The following is a 19,456-nucleotide window of genomic DNA, read 5'->3' on the forward strand; positions in this document are numbered from 1 at the left end:
GCAGGTCTGACGAAGAATTTCAGCCGGGCTGATTGGGCCCGGAGCTTTGCTGTCGGGCTTGCTGGGATTCAGCCTATTGGCAAGCGATCTCGCTCAGGATCCAATCGCGGAAGGCGCGGATCTTCGGCACGTTGCGCCGCGCCGTCGGATAGACCAGCCAATAGGCGTGGCCGTCGTCACCGACCAGATCAAAGGGCTGGATCAGGCGGCCGTCGGCAAGTTCGGCCTTGAACAGCGCCTTGGTGACGATCGCCACGCCGTGGCCGGCAATCGCGGCATTGGCCTCATAGGCCTGCGCGCCCATGCTGGTGCCGGGGCGCTTGGCCAGTTCCTCGACCGGCAGGCCGGCGGCGGCAAACCAGTCCCGCCACCAGATGTCGCCCGGGTCGAGGATCGGCAGCCGCAGCAGGTCGGCCGGCTCCTTGACGCCGCCGATGCTTGCCGCGAGCTTTGGACTAAGGACCGGCGTGAAATCGGCCCTGAAAAGCATATGGGTCTCGACGCCCGGCCAGTTGCCGCCGCCGGAGCGGATGGCGATGTCGATATCCTCTCTGGCAAAGTCGACAACCCTGTTCGAAGTATCGACGCGCACCGCCAGCGACGGATGCGCGACCTGGAACGAACCGAGATGCTGGGCCAGCCAATTGGAGGCAAAGGTCAGCAGCGTCGAAACGCAAAGCACGCCGTCGGCGCCGGTGCGCGCGGCGGCATAGGCGCCGCTCAACAGCGCGAATGCTTCGCTGACCGCGGGCGCCAGGCGTTGGCCGGGTTCGGTCAGCACGATCTGTTTTGGCTGGCGCAGGAACAAAGGCGCACCGATGCGCTCCTCCAGAAGCTTGATCTGATAGCTTGCCGCCGCCTGCGTCATGCCAAGCTCCTGGGCGGCCTTGGTGAACGAGAGATGCCGCGCCACCGCTTCGAATACCCGGATCGCCTGAAGCGGAGGAAGCTGCGAAACCAGCTGTCGTGAATTGAGCTCCGGCATAAGCCCTCCTTATGGGCAGTGATCGACGTTTGATTGGCGGCACCGGCCGGGCCTACCGATATTCCGTATTGAAGATCAACTACGCCTAGAGATAGCGAAGGCTGACGATCATGACCACAATACAGGAAAAGCTGCTTCTTGCTCCAGCCCATGGCTGGTTTTCACGGCTGGCGCGGGGATTGGCAAGGCACGCGGCGCGGAAACGGGCCTATCTCGACGTCCGGGAGCTGCCGCCGCATCTGCAGCGCGACATGGGCTTTCTCGACGGCAACGATCCATGCGGCCGGCACCAGTAGTGACGCTCGTTTTTATCAGGGATTCAGATGCGTTTCGATTTCACATGATCGTTTCCGACCGCCAGCGGCTCGGAGATCATGCGCCCGCTAGCAAGGCGGCGGCGGTCCGCTCATCGGTGATCAGGCCGTTGACCAGCCGCCGGTTGACGGCGGCAAAGATGCCCGGCAGCTTGCGGTCGCCCATGGCAAGCGCGATCACCAGCGACTTTTCGCGCGACGGCAGCGGTGCCGACGACACCCGATCATTGGTAATACCCTCGATCATACGGCCGTCACGATCGAACACCCAGCCGACGATCTCGGCGACGCCGCCGGCCTTCTGCAACGCCTTTAATTCACCCTCCGAAATGAAGCCGTCCTCGTAAAGCGGCGCCTTCGGGCCGAGATCGCCTATGCCGACAAAGGTGACGTCGGCCTCGGCCGCAAGCGCCAGCGTCGGCTGGATCATCGGCTGGCTCAGCAGCATCTCGCGCTCCTCCGGCGAGGAGGCGATGACCGGCAAAGGCATCGGAAACGAGCGCGCCTTGACCCTGTCGGCCATGGTGAAGATGACGTTGTAGAAGGCGGCCGAGCCGTCCGGCGAGATGTTGCCGGTCAGCGACACCACCTTGTGCTGCGGACATTCCATCGGCGGCAGTTGCTCGATCGCGGCCTTCAGCGTGCGGCCGGTGCCGATCGCCATGACGATCGGCGTCGGCGACCGCAGCCGCCGTTCGATCTCGGCCGCCGCAGCCTCGGCGACGCCGATGACGGTGGAGGAAGAGGAAGGGTCGCTGGGCACCACCTCGACCAGATCAAGCGCAAAGCGCGATTTCAGCCGTGCCGCAAGGTCAAGGCAATTGGCGATCGGATGGTCGACGCGCACCTTGATCAATCCTTCGGAGACTGCGAGCGACACCAGCCGCTGCGCCGTCTGGCGGGAGATGCCAAGCGTGGCGGCGATCTGGTCCTGGGTGTTGCCGGCAACGTAATAAAGCCAGCCGGCGCGCGCCGCATCGTCCAGCCTGTTGCCGCCGCTATCCTGCCGCGAATTCAAGTTCCTGCCTCCCAACCCCGCCGGGCATAAGAGGCGGAGCGCCGTAGTTTCGCAGGGAATGAACTTGCGCGCAATTGCCTATTGCAAGAGCAATTGCTTAGGGCTGAGACTTGGGTATTTGGAGCGAAGTGGCGGGTCGACCCAGTCTCGTCGCAACAGCAAGGCTGTGGAGGTCGCATAATCTCGGTCCAAAGCGCGTCGCGTTCAATCGGGCTTATGCGATGCGCTTTAGACTCTTGCTTTCTATGCATGTCCGTATCGCAAAACCGCTGCACACTGTTGCGCGACATGCATTAGCGGGGACGCCGCGGTTTATCTCCCGCGCCAAACGCTTTAAGGGATTTTTGAGAATGGAGCCTTGCATGACGCCGAAAGCGGTTTTCTGGGATATGGACGGCACGCTGGTCGACAGCGAGCCGCTGCACGAAGCGGCGCTGATCGCGGCGCTGCACAGTGTCGGCATCGTACCGCCGGCCGACCTGCATGACCGCGTGCTCGGCATCGCCGCATGGCCGGTCTACGAAATGCTGCGCGACGAGTTCGGCCTCGACCTGCCTTTCGACGACTGGATCGTGCGCAAATACGATCACTATCTGCCGATGGCCGAAACGCTGACGCCGCGCAGAGGCGCGATCGAGATCTTCAACGAGCTGCGCGCGGTTGGCATACCGCAAGCGGTGGTCTCCAACTCGGACAGGCTGATCGTCGATGCCAATCTGCGCGCCGTCGGCCTCGTCTATCCCGGCATGAAGACGGTCAGCCGCAACGACGTGCGTGAAGGCAAGCCGCATGCCGAACCTTTCCTGCGCGCCGCCTGGCTGGCCGACGTCGATCCCGCCGAGGCCGTGGCGGTCGACGACAGCGTGACCGGCGCCACGGCGGGGCTGGCAGCGGGAATGAAGACGATCTTCTGGCCAGAAGCGCCCATGGAGGGGCCGCCGGGGGCGATAATCATCAACAGCGCCGACGAATTGCGAGCCGAACTCGGGCTTTAAGCCAGGCCCGGCGGGACCGCGCTCAACTCCGGTAGGCAGGCTCCTGCTCGTCGAGGATCGCCTTCAGTTCGGAAAGGTGGCGTTCGGCCTGGCCGGGATAGTCTTCCTGTTCCCTTGCCGCCTTTTCGGCGATCTCATCCGACAGTACCCGCAGCGGCCGCCCGGTCCACAGCGCCTTGATATAGGTTTCGGCGGCGCGCTCGAAATAGAACATGCGGTTGAAGGTGTCGGCGACGCTGTCGCCGATGACCAGCACGCCATGGTTGCCCATCACCATCACCTTGACCTTCGGGTCGACAAGAAGCTGCGAGCAGCGCTCGCCCTCTTCCTCGAAGGCCAGCCCGCCATAATGAGCGTCGACGACATGGCGGTTGAAGAAGATTGCCGAGTTCTGGTCGACCGGCGGAAGCGTCGAGTCGGCGAGCGAGGCAAGCACGGTGGCGTGGATCGAGTGGACATGCATGACGCAGCGCGCATGACGCACATTGCGATGAATGGCACCATGCAGGCCCCACGCCGTCGGATCGGGCGCATTCGGGCCGGAGAGCGTGCCGGGATCGTTGGCGTCGATCAGAAGCAGATCGCTCGCCTTGATGCGCGAGAAATGCACCTGGTTGGGATTCATCAGGAATTGCGAACCATCGTCGTTGACGGCCAGTGAGAAATGATTGGCCACCGCCTCGTGCATGTTGAGCCGCGCCGTCCAGCGGAAGGCGCAAGCGAGGTCGACGCGCTCCTCATAGAACGGCAGGTTGGTCAGCACTTCCTTCTGCAGGCGCGTGATGCTCATCGTAAACCTCCGTGAAAGAAGCAAGGATGCCGCGCGGCTGGAACACGCGCAACCGGTTTCGTTTGGTACAGGCGAGCGCCGTTATGCCGCCGTGCTGGTGGCCGCGCCGACCCGAAGCCCGCCATGCTCGACGATGAAATCGATCACCTCCTGCAGCCCCTTGCCGCGCGACAGGTCGGTGAAGCCGAACGGCCGCTTGCCGCGCATGCGGGCAGCGTCGCGTTCCATGATGTCGAGATTTACGTTCACATAGGGCGCAAGGTCGCTCTTGTTGATGACCAGGAAATCGGACCGGGTGATCGCCGGTCCGCCCTTCCTCGGGATCTCCTCGCCCTGGCAAACCGAGATGACATAGAGCGTCAGGTCGGCAAGATCCGGCGAGAAGGTGGCGGCGAGATTGTCGCCGCCCGATTCGATGAAGACGATGTCGAGATCGGGGAATTTTCTGGTCATCTCGGCGATCGCCTGCAGATTGATCGAGGCGTCCTCGCGGATGGCGGTGTGCGGACAGCCGCCGGTCTCGACGCCGACGATGCGATCCTCGGGCAGGGCCTGCAACCTGGCCAGCATCATGGCGTCTTCCTTGGTGTAGATGTCGTTGGTGACGACGGCGATCGAAAACTCATCACGCAGTGCCTTGCAGAGCTTTTCGGTAAGCGTCGTCTTGCCCGAGCCGACCGGGCCGCCAATGCCGATGCGAAGAGGACCGTTGGGCGATATCATGCGGGGAACTCCGTGACGGCAAGAATGGCGAAGGCAAGCCCGATCAGCAGGCACAGCGGCGAATAATAACGCAGATCGAGCCGCGCGAAAGGCTGTTCGGGCGTCAGCCGGCGCCACCAGGGCGTGAAGCCGGCAATGCCGCGCGCCAGGAAAACCAGCGCGATGAGCAGCGACGTGGCGGCAAGCCCGGCTTTGGGAAACGGCGTGGCAAAGATGCCCTCGAGCGCCATCGGCCACAGTGTCGCCAGGCCAAGGCAGGCGGCAACGGCGAAGCTGGCGAAGGGTGCCGGCATCTCGTCGACGCCATGAAAGCCGATGACCGCACGAGCGCAGGAGGCGGCGTCCCTGCCCGGCCAGATGCCGCCAATGCCCCAATAGACATGCAGTGCTGTGATCAGCAGCAGGACGAGCGAGACGGCGAAAGCGAGGACGATCATGAGCGGAACAGCCGCGAATACTGGGCCTCGTGCTTCATCGCCGTGATGTCGGAGATAAAAGCGCAGCCGCCGAGATCATCGAGGGTCGAGCCGGCAGCGCGGTCGGACGTAGCCAGGGCAAGCGGCTCGAAGCCGGCGAGCAGCGCGGTGGCGCCGGTCTGGCCGACGGCGCCGAGCCGGATCGCGGCCTGAACAAGGTTGGAGAAGAAGGCCTGCAGGAAGGCGGCCAGGGCGTCCCGCAGCGAAATGCCGTGATCGCCGGCAACAGCGCCGACGGCAACGCAATAGGCACATTCGGTCGGCAGGCGATCCAGCACCTGGCACGGCCAGGCGGAGGCTGCTTTCAGGAAAGCGGCGCCCTGCAGCATCGTCTCGGTATGACGCTCGCGCGAGCCTGCCAGAGCTTCGGCAAGGGCGACGATTTCATCGAGATCGCCGGTTTCGCGCGCCCTGCGCCAGCTTTCGGCAAACAGCACCGCATCATTCCAGCCCGAACCCATTTCGACCAGCGTTTCCAGCCACGCGGCGAGGTCTTTGCTGTCGGCAACCAGCCCGGCATGCACGGCTTGTTCCAGGCCATGGCTGTAGGAAAAGCCGCCGACCGGGAAGGAAGGCGACAGCCACGCCATCAGCCGCAACAAAGCAATATTGGAAGGCTGGGCAACGCTGGAAGGCCGGTCAGTCATGGTCATGGTCGTGCGAATGGCTGTGGGAATGCGAATCGCTATGGCTATGGGAATGCGCTTCGGCGTGGCTGTGCGCATGTGCCTCGGCATGGGCATGGCCGTGCCCGCCAAGCGCGGAATAGGCGCCGCGCACCGGCTTGAACGGTTCGGAGACGTCGCTCACAATGGCGCCCAATCCCTCCAGCATCGCCTTGATGACATGGTCGCGCAGGATGAGGATGCGGTTAGCCTCGATGGCGGCGGCGAGATGGCGGTTGCCGATGTGCCAGGCGAGCTCGGCGAGATGGATCGGGTCGCTGCCCCTGATATCGTAGAGCGGCTCTTCGGCCGCGATGATCTCGATGTGGCGGCCATCCTCCAGCACCAGCCGGTCACCATGGTTCAACGTCACCGGTTCGGGCAGGTCGACCAGCACCTTGTCGCTACCGGCCGTTTCGATGGCACGACGGCGCAGATGCCGCTCGTCATGGGCAAGCACCGCCCGGTCGTATGGCGTGGTGGTTCCGGCTTCGCCTGCGGCCAGGACGGCGACGGCGCGCGGGAATTTGGTGAAGTCGGTGCGAATATCGAGCTTCATGTAAAAACTGCCTCTCCCAAAAGCCTAGCCTATCGCGTGCGCCGCCCCAATGGCGCTCAAACGATCGTGTCGAAGAGCCGCATGATAAACGATACCTGATAGACGAGCGCGCCGGCGACAAAGGCGATGTGAAAGCGGCGGTCGCGCAGCAGGACCGCAATGACGCAAAGCGCGACGAAAACCGGCGTGCGGATCAGATATTCAACGCCGAAATGGGCGAAATGCGCCGGCCCTTTCAGCAGCGTGTCGACCACGTCGAGCAGATAGGTCGCCGCCAGCAGGCCGAAGAACCAGGCCCGGCGCGAATAAAAGAAATCCTCATAGCTGGTGTAGTCCAGCATCGAGTCCGGAAACAGCAGCGCGCAGAGCAGGAACAGCGTGACGGCGTAGAAGATGATGAACAGGTATTTGCCGAAGGTCCAATTCTCGATCTGGAACAGGCCGAACTCCCACCACCAGAAATGCACCAGCATCAAAAGCACCGACGCAACCCAGGCGAGATGCACGGGATAGAGCCGGTACTGGCCGGGATGCTGGACGATACGGGCAAGCCCCGACAAAAGCCGGGTGACGCCAAGGCCGATCACCATGCCCAGGACGATGCGGATATGCGGGAAAATGTCGTGGGCGTAGGGGAGTTGCTGGTCCATAGGCCTGGCGCGGCATGTTCTACATCGGTCGTTCTAACGCCTATGGTTCAGAACAGGAAGTAGCGTTGCGCCATCGGCAGCACGGTGGCCGGCTCGCAGGTGAGCAACTCGCCGTCGGCGCGGACCTCATAGGTTTCGGGGTCGACCTCGACATGCGGCGTGGCGTCGTTGAGCACCATCGAATGCTTGCCGATGCCGCCGCGGGTGTTCTCGACCGCCACCATCTGCTTGTCGACGCCGAGCCTGCCGCGCAGGCCGGCGTCGAGCGCGGCCTTCGAAACGAAGGTCACCGACGAATTGGTCATCGCCTTGCCGTAGGCGCCGAACATCGGCCGATAGTGCATCGGCTGCGGCGTCGGGATCGAGGCGTTGGGATCGCCCATCGGGGCGGCGGCGATCATGCCGCCGATCAGCACCATGTCCGGCTTAACGCCGAAGAAGGCCGGGTTCCACAGCACAAGGTCGGCGCGTTTTCCCACCGCCACCGAGCCGATGTCCTTCGACAGGCCATGCGCGATGGCCGGATTGATGGTGTATTTGGCGATGTAGCGGCGGACCCGGAAATTGTCGTTGTTGCCGGTCTCCTGCGGCAGCGAACCACGCTGGCGCTTCATCTTGTCGGCGGTCTGCCAGCAGCGGATCGCCACTTCGCCGACGCGGCCCATGGCCTGGCTGTCCGACGAGATGATCGAGAAGGCGCCGATGTCGTGAAGAATGTCTTCGGCGGCGATGGTTTCCTTGCGGATGCGGCTTTCGGCAAAGGCGATGTCTTCGGGGATCGACGGCGACAGATGGTGACAGACCATCAGCATGTCGAGGTGCTCGGCCAGCGTGTTGACCGTGTAGGGACGCGTCGGATTGGTCGAGGACGGAATGACGTTGGGCAGACCGCAGACCTTGATGATGTCAGGCGCGTGGCCGCCGCCGGCGCCTTCGGTGTGGAAGGCATGGATGGTGCGGCCCTTGATCGCCGCGACCGTGTTTTCGACGAAGCCGGACTCGTTCAGCGTGTCGGTGTGGATCATCACCTGCACGTCGTAATCGTCGGCGACCGACAGGCAGCAGTCGATTGCAGCCGGTGTCGTGCCCCAGTCCTCATGCAGCTTCAGCGAGCAGGCGCCGGCGAGCACCATCTCCTCGAGCGCGGCAGGTAGCGACGCGTTGCCCTTGCCCGACAGGCCGATATTCATCGGGAAGGCGTCGAAAGACTGGATCATGCGCGCCAGATGCCACGGCCCCGGCGTGCACGTGGTCGCCAGCGTGCCGTGCGCCGGGCCGGTGCCGCCGCCGAGCATGGTGGTGATGCCCGACATCAGGGCTTCCTCGATCTGCTGCGGGCAGATGAAGTGGATATGCGCGTCGAAGCCGCCGGCGGTCAGGATCTTGCCTTCGCCGGCGATGATCTCGGTGCCGGGACCGATGATGATGGTGACGCCGCCTTGGGTATCCGGATTGCCGGCCTTGCCGATCGCGACGATGCGGCCGTCCTTCAAGCCGATGTCGGCCTTGACGATACCGGCGGTGGCATCGACGACCAGCGCATTGGTGATGACGGTGTCGACCGCGCCTTGCGCGCGTGAAACCTGGCTCTGGCCCATGCCGTCGCGGATGACCTTGCCGCCGCCGAATTTCACCTCCTCGCCGTGAACGGTGAGATCCTTTTCGACCTCGATGAACAGCTCGGTGTCGGCGAGCCGGACTTTGTCGCCAACGGTCGGGCCGTACATCTGCGCATAGGCGGCGCGGGTGATTTTAGCCATCAGCAATTGCTCCCGAAATACAGCCCGAAAATACCGCTTGTCGAAGGCGGGCCCCACATTGCTGCCATCCTATGATCACGCAATGACCCGCTGAGCGACACTTTCCGATCCCATTTGGCGTTTGAGGTGGCCGGGTCACCCCAAAACGACCATTTGCCAATCGATGGAAAGGAACATCCATGCGCAAAACGACCCTTTTGGCAGCCGCCGCCACGCTGGTGCTCGCAACCGCCGCCAGCGCCCAGCAACAGCCTGCGCAGCAGCCCAGTCCGGCGCCGGCCGCGCCTGCTCCTGCCGCGCCCGGAGCGCAGCCACAGGCGCCCACCATCCAGGCGATCAACGTCGTCGACATCAAGGATCTGCCGGCGGACACTCAAGCCAAGGTCAACGAGGTGATCGCCAAGCGCAGCGACGCCGATCTGCAGAAACTGCGCGGCTCGATCGACGCGACACCGCAGGTCAAGTCCGCACTCGAAGCCAAGGGGCTCACCTCGGCGCAGGTGATCGCCGCGAGCATGAGCACCAATGGCGCGCTGACGCTGATCACCAAGAAAGCGAGCTGACGAGACAAGGCGGCGGGCCGGCGCCCGGTCAGCCCGCCGCCTCGCAAAGGGAACCTTCACGGGGGACGTTTCGTTTCGGTCCTGTCGCCCTGACACAAGCCTCGAAAAGGACCCTGAGAACGAGCGATGGCGATCACCACCTTCTCCGACACCAGATGGCTGCATGGCATTGCCGCGACCGCGTTTCTGGCCGCCAGCATTCCGCACGCCGCGCTGAACGCGCAGAGCCTCGACAGCGCCGAGACCGTCAACCGGATCGTCGGCTCGGAGGTCGGCCAGGAGGAGACCAAGACAAATGCGGAAGCCGGCAAGGTCAGCTCGGCGATCGACCGCACGCGTGAGAACATCGCTGCCGTGCGAAAGACATCCAAGCTCGACAAAGTCGATATCGTGTTTCTTACCGACGCCGCGCGCACCGAAGGCGGCCCGCCGCCGGCGATCGAAAGCAAGGTCAGGCAACATCGGGACGACATTGCCGAGCTGCGCAAGGAGATCGAGGCGAACGCATTGCTGTTCAACGCTATCGACTCGCGGCGAGTGCAGACCGAGGACGTTCTGGCGGTTGAATTCGACGATTCGGGAAAGGTCGTCATCTATGCGGCGGCCAAGCCGCCCGGCTGAGCCGAAACTGCTCGACGCCTTCGATCTCACAGCTTGCCCATGATCTTCTGCTGAAATCCGTAGACCTCGCGCTTGCCGCCGAACGGCACTAGCGTAACATCGCGCTCCTGGCCGGGCTCGAAGCGCATCGCGGTGCCGGCGGCGATGTCGAGGCGCATGCCCCGCGCCTTGTCGCGATCGAATCTCAGCCCTTCATTGGTCTCGAAGAAATGATAGTGGCTGCCGACCTGGATCGGCCGGTCGCCGCTGTTGGCCACCTTCATGGTGACCGTCGGCAGTCCCTTGTTCAGTTCGATCTCGCCGCTTGCCGTGATGATTTCGCCGGGGATCATCGCGGCCTCACAGGACGCCGAAGGCGAGGCCGGCGCCAATCGCGGCACAGGCGGCGCCAGCGGCGCGGGCAACCCCACTGAAGCGCCAGCCGAGGCCGAGACCAGCCGTGATGCCGACGGCATGGAGCAACGCGGTGGCAACGGCAAAGCCTGCGGTATAGCCAAGCCCAGCGGCATTTTCAGGCACCTCGGTGCCGTGGGCGTAGCCATGGAACAGCGCAAACAGGCCGATGACGGCGACGCCGGCCGAGACGGGAAGATCGACGGCGAGCGCAACCAGCAGCCCGAGTGCCACGACGGACGCCAATATGGCCGGCTCGACGAAAGGCATCGGCACATGCAGCATGCCAAGCGCGCCGCCGGCCAGCATGACGCCGACGAAAGCCAGCGGCCATGCCCAGATCGCCTTGCCGCCCCTGAGCGCCGCCCATAGGCCGACGGCAATCATCACCGTCATATGATCGAGGCCGGAGAGCGGGTGGGAGAAGCCGGCGGTGAAGGACGAAACCGTGCCGACGCCGACATGGGCATAGGCTGGCATAGCTGCCGCCAGCAGCAGGGCCGCCGACAGCGTCGTGCATTTCATCGTAGCGGGGATCATCGGCGTAGCTTCCATCTTCGAGATCATCATGCCTCTCACGCCGCCTTGCGGGCCGGACCGCAGCCTTCTGCCTTTTGGACGCGCTTGGTCGAGGCCGGATATTTCGTCAGCAGCGCTGCCGGACGGATCGGGCGGGCCGAGAAGTTGCCGCCGCAATTCGGGCAGGCGCCGCCGAGCACGTTTTGTGCGCAGTCGGCGCAGAAGGTGCATTCGAAGGTGCAGATCACCGCGTCCGTCGCATCGGGCGGCAGATCCTTGTCGCAGCATTCGCAGTTCGGACGCAGCTGAAGCATTTTCCTCTCCTTGGCGCTTTTATCTAATCGGCTCGTGCACGGTCACCAGCTTGGTGCCGTCTGGAAACGTCGCCTCGACCTGCACATCGTGGATCATTTCGGCAATGCCTTCCATCACCTGGGCCCGGGTGACGACGTGGGCGCCGGCCTCCATCAGCTCGGCGACGGCGCGGCCGTCGCGGGCACCCTCGACGACGAAATCGGTTATCAGCGCGATCGCTTCCGGATGGTTGAGCTTGACGCCGCGTTCGAGCCGCTTGCGGGCCACGATCGCCGCCATGGCGATCAGCAGCTTGTCTTTCTCCCTCGGCGTCAGATTCATGCGTTTTCCTGCAGTGGCACAATCGAAATCAGAGTGACCATAATTTGGGCAGGCCCGCCCGTCCGTTGAGCAATTCGACAAGCGGCACCAGCCGCTTGCGGAGCTGGTAGCCGTCCTCGGCGAACAGCCGAGCAAGAAGCTTGCCAGATTTCCGCACGCTCCAGACACTGACGCCGCCCTGGCCGCCGACCATGGCCCGGGCCGGCTCGAGCAAAGCTTCTGCCCGCGGCGACACCATCAGCAGCGTCGCTACGGCGGCGGCACCACCGGCAACCGCCGGACGATTCAAGGTACCGGCAACGTCGGGACCGATGCGGAACTCCTCGGCGTGAATCAGCGCCGCCTCCTGGCGGACGCGCCAGCGGTCATGGAATTGACCTTGCGAAGCCCGTTCACCCATGGCCAGGCGGCCGAAGACGGTAGCTTCCAGGATCAGCGCCTCGGCTCCGGCGGCAAGCTCCACGTCAAGCGTGCGGGCAAAGGCCGAGCGGTCGAAGACGATGGTTTCCTGCGGCAGCCAGGCAATGTGGCCGCCTTCGCCGGCGCTCAGCTGCACCCGCACTTCGGCGCGGTCGGATGCGGCGCGGTAGATTTTCTCGCAGGCCTGCGTCGTTATCGTTGCGGACGCGCCGGCACCGACATCGACCTCCCAGGCGAGACGGTCGCCACCGGTCAGCCCGCCGGCGGTGTTGATCAGGACGACTTCGAGCGGATCGGCCGAGACTGCCGGCATGCGGATCTTGGCCGAGCCGTCCTGGTACAGGCTCCGAAGACGCGTGCGGCCTCCGTTCCAGTCGCAGCCAAGCCGCGCAACGCCGGCAACGCGCTGGGCCGGCGGCACTGAGGTCAAGCTATATGCGATCGTGTCCACGACACCAACGTTAAGCACTGCGGCGGCTTTGTCGATATATAGCTTGTTGCTTGACAGCGTTTCGGTTTCTATAGAGGGAGCCACCTTGGTACGGTCACCGGCGCCTGGCGGGGGTAAAAGGCGACGATGACGACGTAATCGAGCACAAAAGGGGCGCTGATCAGTTGGCGTCGGGAAACGACAGAGTTGGGGAAGAAACCGAATGGCTGACCAGCTGGCAAACGATATCATCGCCAAGATCAAGGCTCATGCCGAGCCGGGCGGCGAGGAAATCACCACCAGTACCGAACTGACCGCGCTTGGCATCCATTCGCTGGAACTGACGGAGATCATCTTCGACCTCGAGGAAGAGTATGGCATCGAAATCGAGATGAACACGGTCGATGCCTGGAGCAATCTGAAGAATGTCGGCGACATGGTCGAGGCGGTTCGCGCGCTGATCGCGAAAAAAGCCTGACTGAATGCACAAGCGCATCGTCATCACGGGCATCGGCGGGTTATGCGGCCTCGGCACCAATGCACCGGCAATCTGGAATGAGATGCGTGCCGGCCGTTCGGCAATCGGCGCGATCGACAATCCGCTGCTGCATGATCTGAAGGTCAAGGTCGGCTGCGAAATCAAGGCGCTTCCCGAGCACGGCATCGACCGCAAACAGGTCGTGTCGATGGACCGCTTCAGCCTTCTGGCGACGATCGCCGCGCGGGAGGCGGCACAGCAGGCGGGATTGAACCCGCACGCGGCCAACACCTACCGGATGGGCACCATCGTCGGCGTCGGCGTCTGCGGCTGGGAGGCAATCGAAGAGAACTATCGCGCCATCCTGCTCGAAGGCAAGAACCGCGCCGGCATCTTCACCGTACCGAAAGTAATGCCGGGCGCAGCCGCCGGCCATGTCAGCATGAATCTTGGTCTGCGTGGACCGGTGTTCGGCATCACCTCTGCCTGCTCGTCATCCAACCACGCCATTGCCTCGGCGGTCGATCAGATCAGGCTCGGCCGGGCCGACGTCATGGTCGCCGGCGGCACCGATGCGCCGCTGGTCTGGGGCATCCTCAAGGGCTGGGAAGCCCTGCGGGTATTGTCGCCGGACACCTGCCGGCCGTTTTCGGCCGACCGCCAGGGGCTCGTGCTCGGCGAAGGCGCCGGCATGGTGGTGCTGGAAACGTATGAGCATGCCATGGCGCGCGGCGCCGCCATCCTTGCCGAAATCGCCGGCGTCGGCCTTTCCGCCGACGCCTCCGACATCGTCGCGCCAACTATCGAAGGGCCTGAGGCGGCGATGCGCTTCTGCCTCGTCGATGCCGGGCTCAATCCGGAGGACGTCGACTATCTCAACGCGCATGGCACCGGCACCAAGGCCAACGACCAGATCGAGACGGCGGCGATCAAACGCGTGTTCGGCGACCATGCCTACAAGCTTTCCATCTCCTCGACCAAATCGATGCATGCCCACTGCCTCGGCGCATCCGGCGCGCTGGAAATGATCGCCTGCGTGATGGCGATCCGCGAAGGCATCGTGCCGCCGACCGCCAATTATCGGGAAGCCGACACCGACTGCGATCTCGACATCACGCCGAACGTGGCAGGCGAGCGCGCAGTGCGCACCGCAATGAGCAACAGCTTCGCCTTCGGCGGCACCAATGCGGTGCTGGCGGTCAAGGCCGTGTGACCACACCCCTTGCGGACCTTCACCGGGGCCGGTGAAACTTTCCATGCGCATATTGATCGCGCCAGGCGTCGCGCCTAACTCTCTGCGACCCGCCATGACCATGCCGCTCGGCGCGGTCCCCGACCAGGAGTTTCGATGACCGATCTGTCCGCGTTTCCGATCGCCAGGCGCTGGCCGGCGAGCCACCCCGACCGCATCCAGCTTTATTCGTTTCCGACGCCGAACGGGGTGAAAATATCGATCGCGCTGGAGGAACTTGGCCTGCCCTACGAGCCGCATGCCGTCGACATCGGCAAGAACGAGAGCTGGACGCCGGAATTCCTGTCTTTGAACCCGAACGGCAAGATCCCGGCGATGATCGATCCGGACGGCCCGGGCGGCAAGCCGATCGGCCTGTTCGAATCCGGCGCCATTCTGCTCTATCTCAGCGACAAGACCGGCAAGCTGGTCCCGGCAGACGCAACGCTGCGTTACGAGACGATCCAGTGGGTGTTCTTCCAGATGGCTTCCATCGGGCCGATATTCGGCCAAGTCGGTTTCTTCCACAAATTCGCTGGGCGCGAAATCGCCGACAAGCGCCCGCTGGAGCGTTATCGCGACGAGTCGCGACGGCTGATCGGCGTCCTCGAAACGAGGCTCAAGGGCCGCAGCTGGATCATGGGCGACGATTACACCATCGTCGACATTTCGATGCTTGGATGGGTGCGCAATCTGATCGGCTTTTACGAGGCGCGGGACCTCGTCGGTTTCGACGATTTCCCCGGCGTGGGCGCATGGCTGGAGCGTGGCCTTGCCCGGCCGGCGGTGCAGAGGGGCCTCACCATTCCGGCCAGAGCCTGATCAGAACCCTGACTGCCCCGGCTATTTTGCCTTGGTCCGGGATTTCGAGCCGCTCTTGCCGACTACGGAAGCGGCAAGCGACGCCGCACCTTTGGCGGTCGCAAGCACGGCACCGGCGGCGACATTGGCCGTTGCCTTAACGGTGCGCATTGCGCTGCCGGCGATCGATCCTCTGCTGCTTGCCGACCTTTTGGCCTTGGGTTCAGCGGCTTTGGCCGCGGCAGGCATCACCTTTTTCGGCGCCGCCTTGCCAAAGCTGGGCTTTGCCGCATCCTTGGAGCGGGCCGCCCCTGCCGGGCCGGCGCTGGTTTTCGCTCGAGTGATTTTTGATCGTGTTACCTTGCCCTTGGCGGGCGCAGGCTTTCTTGCCATGGTCTCCATCGAACCGTTCCCTCATGCGGCACAATTGCCGTGTCAGGGATAACGGCCTGAAAGTGTTAAGGTTCCGGCCGAACAGTCCTTACAGATCAGGCCTGTCCACCGACCACCAGGTCGGCGGGCCGCCGACGGGCAAGCACGCGATCGATGTTCGGCATGTCGTTGGAAGCAATCCAGGCGCGCGCGTCCTGGTCGGACCGGCCGTGCTCGTGCCATCGCTCGAGCAGTCGGCGCTCGAGCTCGGCGCGCGGCACGTCGACGAAGATCGAGTAGTCGAACAGCGGCGCCAGCCGCGTCCATGGCTCTTCGTCGAGCAGCAGGTAATTGCCTTCGACCAGGATGAATTTGGTCTCGGCGGCGATGATCGCAGCGGCAGCGCGCGACAGCTCCATGCTGCGGTCGAACACCGGGATGGCGATATCCGGCTCGCCGGCGCGGATGCGCTTCAGCAGCGCTTCGAAGCCGGCAAAATCAAAGGTTTCCGGGGCACCTTTTCGCTGGCGAAGGCCGCGCCGCTCGAGCACGACGTCATCGTAGTGGAACCCGTCCATCGGCACGACTTCCGCCGTGCCTTCCGGCAGCAGGTCGTGCAAGCCTGCCGACAATGTCGACTTGCCGGCGCCGGGCGGACCCGCAATGGCAACAATGAAGCGCGGCGCCTTGCCGGCGCGCTTGAAAATGGTAGCGGCGAGATGGGCGATCTCAGACATTGGCATCCGTTAAGATGGTTCTGGCGCATTTTGGCGGCAGTTTTCGAAAATTTCAAACGCGGCTTGTGCCAGGCCTTCAATCGGGCCTGGACTGGCCGATCCGCAGGAAATCGCTGTCGAAGCCGATGTCGCGCTCGGCACCGTCAGCCGCCAGGATGCGCATGCGGCCCGGCGAGGTCGTGACGTCGCGCGGCGGCTCGCCGGATGGCCATGGCAGTGCGCCGATGACATGGCGGAACGAAAAGCGGCGCCCTTCAGCAATGGCAAAGGCGGTTGCCACGCCTTCGCGCTTCAGCCAGTTGTCGCCGAGCGATGCGGCGTGGCCGACGGCGGTGCGGCCGTCCTCGATGCCGAGCACGCCGCGGTGGCGGCCGCTCCATGGCGCGTAATCGCGCCCGCCATTGCTGACCCACAGCATGGTGACCGGCAGTTCGGCCGGGTTCTTCAGCACCAGCACGAGGTCGGCTTCCGCCTGGCGCGCCAGCGCGGTCCAGCCCGGTCCGCCATGGTCGGCCTCGACCAGCGTGACGAAGTCCTCACGCAGCTGGTCCATGCGATAGGCGGTCAGGTCGATCGTGCCGCCGTCGGCGGCGGGAAAGCGCGTCAGGTCGGTGCTGCGCGCCGGGTACGCGAGCAAAGAGCGGCCGCGGGCCGGATCGGGCTCCGGCGCTTCGTTCGGCGTCGCGGCAAGGCGCTTCGGCGAGAAGGCCAGGCTGCCGCCGGCCTTCATCACCGTCATCGGGTGATGGGCGACCGGAATGGCGCCGGCCCCGCCGGAAAAGACGTGTTCCTGATAGAGAAAGGGATGATCGTCGCGCACGATCAGGATCTTGTCGACGGTTGCGCCGATGACCCGGCGCTGCAACCGCAAGACGGCGCGCCAGCCATCGACCGTTGCCGCGCTGTCGACGACGTCCCAGCGACTATTGGCCGGCCAGCCATGCAAAGGTGCCGCTTCGACGTCGCTGATCGAGAACGGCGCGCAGAGGAAATCGCCGGACAGGTGGACCGTACCTTCAGGAAGATCTTTCGGCAGCGTCTCGCGCGGCTCGCCGACCCAGGGTGCGCGATGCAACGGCTTCAGCCGACGGCCATCGATATCGACCGCCATGTCGGCGAGATGGCCGACGGCAAGATCGACCGATACCGAAATGCCTTTTGCCGTGATCGTGACCGTATTCATGTGCACCTACCGATTCTGCCGGGGCCAACAAAGCCCACTCGCCGCCGGTTGCGCAAGCGTGGTGGCCGGCAATTCTCATCAGCCGGCTCGGCACAGCGGCCATGTCGGCCTGTGGACAGGGCACCAATCCAGGGCCCCGACCGATATTAACCAAATGGACTGCGCCTTTGCGGTAGGATAGCTTCGCCTCGTCTCGGAAACAGCCTGCCTTCGGAACTGACTTGTCCGCCTTGCGCTTCTTTTCGCTCATCCACAATTACGTCGCGGTGCTGGCGCTGCTGCTGTTTGCCGCCGGCTGCACGACGGTGACGCCGCCCGACAGCGTGCTGGCCGTGCCGGCGCCGCCGCAGAAATATGCCGCGATGGTCATCGACGCCGGCACAGGCAAGACGCTGTTCGAGGTCAATTCCACGGCGCCACGCTATCCGGCGTCACTGACCAAGATGATGACGCTCTACCTGCTGTTCGAGGCGCTGGAGTCGGGGAGGATCAGCAAGGAGACGCAAATTCCGGTATCGGACAACGCCGCGCGGCAGCCGCCGACCAAGCTGCGGTTCAGGCGCGGCGAGACGATCGACGTCGATTCGGCGATCCGCGCCATCGTCGTCAAATCGGCCAATGACGTGGCGGTCGCCGTTGCCGAATATCTCGGCGGCAGCGAAGAGGCGTTCGCCGGCATGATGACCGCCAAGGCGCGCCAGATCGGCATGAGCAGCACCGTCTTCCGCAACGCCTCGGGCCTGCCGGATGGCGACCAGCACACGACGGCGCGTGACATGGCGGTGCTCGGCATGGCGCTGCACACGCGCTTCCCGCAGCATTTCCACTATTTCTCCGACAGCGACTTCATGTTCCGCGGCAGGCTGGTGCGCGGCCACAACGACATGCTCGGCCGGGTGCGCGGCGTCGACGGCATCAAGACCGGCTATATCAGGGCTTCGGGCTTCAACATCGTCACCTCCTATAATGCGGACGGGCACAGGCTGATCATCGTGGTGATGGGCGCCGACAGCGCGCGCCAGCGCAACGACCACGTCGAGGCGCTGATCCAGCGCAGCCTGTCGACGGCGACGGCGAATGCGACGACGCGGCTGCTGTATGCCGAGCAGCAGTGAGGGTTGACGTCCGGGTGGGCGGCGGATCGGGGGCTCATCAGGCGACAAACGCAGAACCGCCGTTTTGCGCGACACTGCTGAGATACTTTGCCGGTGGCTTGCCAAGCGCTTTCTTGAACATGGTGATGAAGGCGGTGACCGATTCATAGCCGAGATCGGCCGAAACCTGCTGCACGCTGGCGCCGGAGGCCAGCTCGCGCATCGCGACGATCAAGTGCAATTGCTGGCGCCAGCGCCCGAAGGTCAGCCCTGTCTCCTTGACCACGAGACGTGCGAGACTGCTTGGCAGGGCGCGTCGGTGACGGCGGTCGCCGCCTCCCGGCATGCCGCGGATCTCCGCAACCTGGGAGCCGAGCGGGTCGTCGAAACGATCGAGCTGGCCGAAGGACTGTTCTCGCTGATTACCGAATCGGTCGGCGGCGATAGCCTCGCCCACGCGATCGAACGGGTGGCGCCTGGCGGGACCGTCGTCATGTTCGGCTCGAGCAGCGGCGAACTCACGCCCATCGGCTTCCGCCAATTCGTGCCTGGTCACGAGGGCGCGCGGCTGCAGACCTTCGCCTACTACACGTCCGGTCCGGAGGTCGGCGCCGACATCGCCTCGCTGCTCGCGCTGATCGCGGCCGGCCGGCTCGAAACGCGCGTCGTGCTGACCGTGCCGTGGCGGGACGTCGGCCAGGCCCTCGACGCGCTGCGGCAGCGCAGCATCAGCGGCAAGGCGGTGCTTACCGTGACCGCATGAGCAGCCGCGGCCACCGGACGGGACAGGTATCTATCCCATGGGCTGCTACGGCAGTTTGAGCCCGTCCGCGATTGCCCGTTGAAGCCCGGCCCGGCTTCCGCTAAGAAGCCGGAGCTGGCCGGTTTACCGGCTGGTTCGTTTTCCGGATCGCCGATCCTGAAAGCACCCGTAGCTCAGCTGGATAGAGCGCTGCCCTCCGAAGGCAGAGGTCACAGGTTCGAATCCTGTCGGGTGCGCCAAAATGCCACGGCCGGTTCCGGACACATAGGTTACGGTTTCT

The 19,456-nt window shown here is 64.3% G+C and carries 26 protein-coding genes, 1 tRNA gene and 2 pseudogenes; 11 read left to right on the plus strand and 18 right to left on the minus strand.

Annotated elements, in window-relative coordinates; all coding sequences use genetic code 11:
• Window positions 1-73: 73 nt before the first annotated feature.
• Complete coding sequence (gcvA, locus tag NKJ35_RS14460; RefSeq protein ID WP_352647861.1) at window positions 74-985, minus strand: transcriptional regulator GcvA; 912 nt, start codon at window positions 983-985, stop codon at window positions 74-76.
• A 110-nt stretch (window positions 986-1,095) separates the two neighbouring features.
• On the opposite strand from gcvA, the gene NKJ35_RS14465 reads away from it, so the two are divergent.
• Window positions 1,096-1,281, plus strand: coding sequence for a hypothetical protein (locus tag NKJ35_RS14465; protein WP_254815832.1), 186 nt, complete (start codon window positions 1,096-1,098; stop codon window positions 1,279-1,281).
• A 76-nt stretch (window positions 1,282-1,357) separates the two neighbouring features.
• Here NKJ35_RS14465 and NKJ35_RS14470 read toward each other — a convergent pair whose 3' ends face one another.
• Entirely contained in the window at window positions 1,358-2,317 is a 960-nt protein-coding gene (locus NKJ35_RS14470; protein ID WP_023722533.1) for a sugar-binding transcriptional regulator, read from the minus strand.
• Between the two features lie 362 nt (window positions 2,318-2,679).
• Here NKJ35_RS14470 and NKJ35_RS14475 point away from each other — a divergent pair, with 362 nt between their 5' ends.
• Entirely contained in the window at window positions 2,680-3,312 is a 633-nt protein-coding gene (locus tag NKJ35_RS14475; RefSeq protein ID WP_352476991.1) for an HAD family hydrolase, read from the plus strand.
• A gap of 22 nt (window positions 3,313-3,334) precedes the next feature.
• Here NKJ35_RS14475 and NKJ35_RS14480 read toward each other — a convergent pair whose 3' ends face one another.
• From NKJ35_RS14480 to ureC, 7 genes are all read right to left on the minus strand, one after another.
• Window positions 3,335-4,102, minus strand: coding sequence for a class II aldolase and adducin N-terminal domain-containing protein (locus NKJ35_RS14480; protein WP_254815830.1), 768 nt, complete (start codon window positions 4,100-4,102; stop codon window positions 3,335-3,337).
• 81 nt (window positions 4,103-4,183) lie between these two features.
• On the minus strand, window positions 4,184-4,825 hold the full coding sequence (gene ureG, locus NKJ35_RS14485; RefSeq protein WP_254815829.1) for an urease accessory protein UreG: 642 nt from the start codon (window positions 4,823-4,825) through the stop codon (window positions 4,184-4,186).
• Window positions 4,822-5,262 carry a DUF3995 domain-containing protein gene (locus tag NKJ35_RS14490; protein WP_352476988.1) on the minus strand — a complete coding sequence of 147 codons (441 nt, stop codon included), beginning with the start codon at window positions 5,260-5,262 and terminating at the stop codon, window positions 4,822-4,824. The genes ureG and NKJ35_RS14490 overlap by 4 nt, the downstream gene beginning before the upstream one ends.
• Complete coding sequence (locus tag NKJ35_RS14495) at window positions 5,259-5,948, minus strand: urease accessory protein UreF (RefSeq protein WP_352476987.1); 690 nt, start codon at window positions 5,946-5,948, stop codon at window positions 5,259-5,261. Before NKJ35_RS14495 ends, NKJ35_RS14490 begins: the two co-directional genes overlap by 4 nt.
• A complete protein-coding gene (ureE, locus tag NKJ35_RS14500) occupies window positions 5,941-6,525 on the minus strand; it encodes an urease accessory protein UreE (protein ID WP_352476986.1) in 585 nt (194 codons plus the stop codon). The genes NKJ35_RS14495 and ureE overlap by 8 nt, the downstream gene beginning before the upstream one ends.
• 56 nt (window positions 6,526-6,581) lie before the next feature.
• Window positions 6,582-7,175, minus strand: a complete 594-nt coding sequence (locus NKJ35_RS14505; protein ID WP_352476985.1) for a hypothetical protein — start codon at window positions 7,173-7,175, stop codon at window positions 6,582-6,584.
• 47 nt (window positions 7,176-7,222) lie between these two features.
• Window positions 7,223-8,935 (minus strand): urease subunit alpha, encoded by a 1,713-nt coding sequence (gene ureC / locus NKJ35_RS14510; RefSeq protein ID WP_502900436.1) that lies wholly within the window; start codon window positions 8,933-8,935, stop codon window positions 7,223-7,225.
• Window positions 8,936-9,114: 179 nt separating this feature from the next.
• On the opposite strand from ureC, the gene NKJ35_RS14515 reads away from it, so the two are divergent.
• On the plus strand, window positions 9,115-9,498 hold the full coding sequence (locus NKJ35_RS14515) for a hypothetical protein (RefSeq protein ID WP_023677006.1): 384 nt from the start codon (window positions 9,115-9,117) through the stop codon (window positions 9,496-9,498).
• Between the two features lie 126 nt (window positions 9,499-9,624).
• Window positions 9,625-10,119, plus strand: a complete 495-nt coding sequence (locus NKJ35_RS14520; RefSeq protein WP_352476984.1) for a hypothetical protein — start codon at window positions 9,625-9,627, stop codon at window positions 10,117-10,119.
• A 26-nt stretch (window positions 10,120-10,145) separates the two neighbouring features.
• Here the strand turns inward: NKJ35_RS14520 and NKJ35_RS14525 are convergent, their stop codons facing one another.
• Genes NKJ35_RS14525 through NKJ35_RS14545 form a run of 5 tightly spaced genes read right to left on the minus strand, consistent with a single transcriptional unit; the run spans window position 10,146 to window position 12,538 of the window.
• Entirely contained in the window at window positions 10,146-10,451 is a 306-nt protein-coding gene (locus NKJ35_RS14525; protein WP_352476983.1) for an urease subunit beta, read from the minus strand.
• Between the two features lie 7 nt (window positions 10,452-10,458).
• Window positions 10,459-11,052 (minus strand): HupE/UreJ family protein, encoded by a 594-nt coding sequence (locus NKJ35_RS14530; RefSeq protein WP_352648021.1) that lies wholly within the window; start codon window positions 11,050-11,052, stop codon window positions 10,459-10,461.
• A gap of 35 nt (window positions 11,053-11,087) precedes the next feature.
• Window positions 11,088-11,345, minus strand: a complete 258-nt coding sequence (locus NKJ35_RS14535) for a DUF1272 domain-containing protein (RefSeq protein WP_352647864.1) — start codon at window positions 11,343-11,345, stop codon at window positions 11,088-11,090.
• Window positions 11,346-11,364: 19 nt separating this feature from the next.
• The gene (locus tag NKJ35_RS14540) at window positions 11,365-11,667 is read right to left on the minus strand and encodes an urease subunit gamma (RefSeq protein WP_023677011.1); all 303 of its coding nucleotides are present in this window, start codon (window positions 11,665-11,667) and stop codon (window positions 11,365-11,367) included.
• Window positions 11,668-11,695: 28 nt separating this feature from the next.
• Window positions 11,696-12,538, minus strand: coding sequence for an urease accessory protein UreD (locus NKJ35_RS14545; protein ID WP_502904639.1), 843 nt, complete (start codon window positions 12,536-12,538; stop codon window positions 11,696-11,698).
• A gap of 202 nt (window positions 12,539-12,740) precedes the next feature.
• Between NKJ35_RS14545 and NKJ35_RS14550 the strand changes: the two genes are divergently transcribed.
• The 3 genes from NKJ35_RS14550 (at window position 12,741) to NKJ35_RS14560 (ending at window position 15,048) form a co-directional block, all read left to right on the plus strand.
• Window positions 12,741-12,995, plus strand: a complete 255-nt coding sequence (locus NKJ35_RS14550) for an acyl carrier protein (protein ID WP_023677013.1) — start codon at window positions 12,741-12,743, stop codon at window positions 12,993-12,995.
• A gap of 4 nt (window positions 12,996-12,999) precedes the next feature.
• Window positions 13,000-14,208 (plus strand): beta-ketoacyl-[acyl-carrier-protein] synthase family protein, encoded by a 1,209-nt coding sequence (locus NKJ35_RS14555; protein WP_352647865.1) that lies wholly within the window; start codon window positions 13,000-13,002, stop codon window positions 14,206-14,208.
• 135 nt (window positions 14,209-14,343) lie between these two features.
• The gene (locus tag NKJ35_RS14560; protein WP_352647867.1) at window positions 14,344-15,048 is read left to right on the plus strand and encodes a glutathione S-transferase family protein; all 705 of its coding nucleotides are present in this window, start codon (window positions 14,344-14,346) and stop codon (window positions 15,046-15,048) included.
• Between the two features lie 21 nt (window positions 15,049-15,069).
• Here NKJ35_RS14560 and NKJ35_RS14565 read toward each other — a convergent pair whose 3' ends face one another.
• The gene (locus NKJ35_RS14565; RefSeq protein ID WP_352647868.1) at window positions 15,070-15,198 is read right to left on the minus strand and encodes a hypothetical protein; all 129 of its coding nucleotides are present in this window, start codon (window positions 15,196-15,198) and stop codon (window positions 15,070-15,072) included.
• Between NKJ35_RS14565 and NKJ35_RS14570 the strand changes: the two genes are divergently transcribed.
• Window positions 15,191-15,472, plus strand: a complete 282-nt coding sequence (locus NKJ35_RS14570) for a hypothetical protein (RefSeq protein ID WP_352647869.1) — start codon at window positions 15,191-15,193, stop codon at window positions 15,470-15,472. The two genes, NKJ35_RS14565 and NKJ35_RS14570, sit on opposite strands and share 8 nt — an antisense overlap.
• Window positions 15,473-15,515: 43 nt before the next feature.
• Here the strand turns inward: NKJ35_RS14570 and NKJ35_RS14575 are convergent, their stop codons facing one another.
• Together NKJ35_RS14575 and NKJ35_RS14580 are read right to left on the minus strand one after the other, a co-directional pair.
• Window positions 15,516-16,136, minus strand: coding sequence for a nucleoside triphosphate hydrolase (locus tag NKJ35_RS14575; RefSeq protein ID WP_254815818.1), 621 nt, complete (start codon window positions 16,134-16,136; stop codon window positions 15,516-15,518).
• Between the two features lie 76 nt (window positions 16,137-16,212).
• On the minus strand, window positions 16,213-17,319 hold the full coding sequence (locus tag NKJ35_RS14580; protein ID WP_352647871.1) for a hypothetical protein: 1,107 nt from the start codon (window positions 17,317-17,319) through the stop codon (window positions 16,213-16,215).
• Window positions 17,320-17,540: 221 nt separating this feature from the next.
• Here NKJ35_RS14580 and NKJ35_RS14585 point away from each other — a divergent pair, with 221 nt between their 5' ends.
• On the plus strand, window positions 17,541-18,434 hold the full coding sequence (locus tag NKJ35_RS14585; RefSeq protein ID WP_352509371.1) for a D-alanyl-D-alanine carboxypeptidase family protein: 894 nt from the start codon (window positions 17,541-17,543) through the stop codon (window positions 18,432-18,434).
• 37 nt (window positions 18,435-18,471) lie between these two features.
• Here the strand turns inward: NKJ35_RS14585 and NKJ35_RS14590 are convergent.
• Window positions 18,472-18,717: pseudogene (locus tag NKJ35_RS14590) on the minus strand (helix-turn-helix domain-containing protein); the annotation flags it as partial.
• Window positions 18,718-18,720: 3 nt separating this feature from the next.
• Here NKJ35_RS14590 and NKJ35_RS14595 point away from each other — a divergent pair.
• Window positions 18,721-19,176 (plus strand): annotated as a pseudogene (locus NKJ35_RS14595) (zinc-binding dehydrogenase); the annotation flags it as partial.
• 162 nt (window positions 19,177-19,338) lie between these two features.
• Window positions 19,339-19,415: transfer RNA gene (locus NKJ35_RS14600), tRNA-Arg, on the plus strand.
• Window positions 19,416-19,456: the final 41 nt, after the last annotated feature.

The sequence above is a fragment of the Mesorhizobium sp. M0136 genome (genome assembly GCF_040322515.1).
In the GTDB taxonomy this organism is placed as follows: Bacteria; Pseudomonadota; Alphaproteobacteria; order Rhizobiales; family Rhizobiaceae; genus Mesorhizobium.